Origin of the sequence: Spiroplasma sp. Moj (assembly GCF_016082285.1) — a bacterium.
Lineage (GTDB): Bacteria > Bacillota_I > Bacilli_A > Mycoplasmatales > Mycoplasmataceae > Spiroplasma > Spiroplasma phoeniceum.
Window position 1 is genome coordinate 1,833 of the sequence record NZ_MQTY02000124.1, and the last position, 910, is coordinate 2,742.

General features: G+C 22.3%; 1 protein-coding gene. It reads right to left on the bottom strand.

Features of this window, described 5'->3' with window-relative positions; all coding sequences use genetic code 4:
• Window positions 1-3 precede the first annotated feature (3 nt).
• Window positions 4-465: a hypothetical protein gene (locus tag BST80_RS04895; protein ID WP_415746220.1), complete on the bottom strand. Its 462-nt coding sequence runs from the start codon at window positions 463-465 to the stop codon at window positions 4-6.
• Between the last annotated feature and the right edge of the window lie 445 nt (window positions 466-910).

Here is a 910-nt window from a genome sequence, read left to right on the forward strand (position 1 = left end):
TTATTATCTAAGGTTTTTAAGTGTATAATCAGTTAATTTTTTAATTTCCTCAGGAGTATATGCTCCTTTTTCTTTAATAGTTTCAATTTCATCATTTTTATTTTCAACCGATTTTTCAATCATATCTTTAATTAAATTACCAGGTGAAACTGATAGTTGTTCTTCAACAAACAAATCAGGTTTTAATTCTTTTAAAGTTTGCATTTTTTCAGTTAAAGAATTACCACTAACTTTATTTAAATTATTTTTAATATTTTTAATTTTAGTCGATGGAACACCTTTAAATGCTTTTAATTCATCTAATTCATTAGCAACTTTTAAATACTCTTCTTTTGAAATAGTATCTTTACGCTTTTGAATACCCTCAATAATTTGTTTTGTTTCATTATGAAATTCATTTAATATATTATCTGCTATTTCTTCACTTAAACCTTGTTCTATTAATTGTTCTTTTGTAATTGCCATTTTATAAACCTCTCTTTTTTTATTCTTGTTCGAATAACAAGTCAGCATAAGTCTTTTTAAGGCGGAAAGCATAAACCGTAAATTACTTTTTTGTTAAAAGGATAAACCGTTATAACTATTTTACACTATTATTTTAGCAATACAATACTTTATATAAACTATCTTTNTNANAACCATATACATTTTAGACCACTGATTTAGTCTTTAAATTAGAATGGAGATTAAAATGAAAAAGTATATGGTAACAAGCATTCNAACTGAAAATGAATTATATTCATTACAACGAAAAATAAAAAAATGATATTTACAACAAAAACTTACAAAAGAAATAAATTATATTTATCAAAATGTCATTAATTATTTTAATTTATGTCAGAAATACTAGACTTCTTGCATAACCTAGTTATTTTAAAATTCCTATAAAATATATTTAAAATAGAAATCA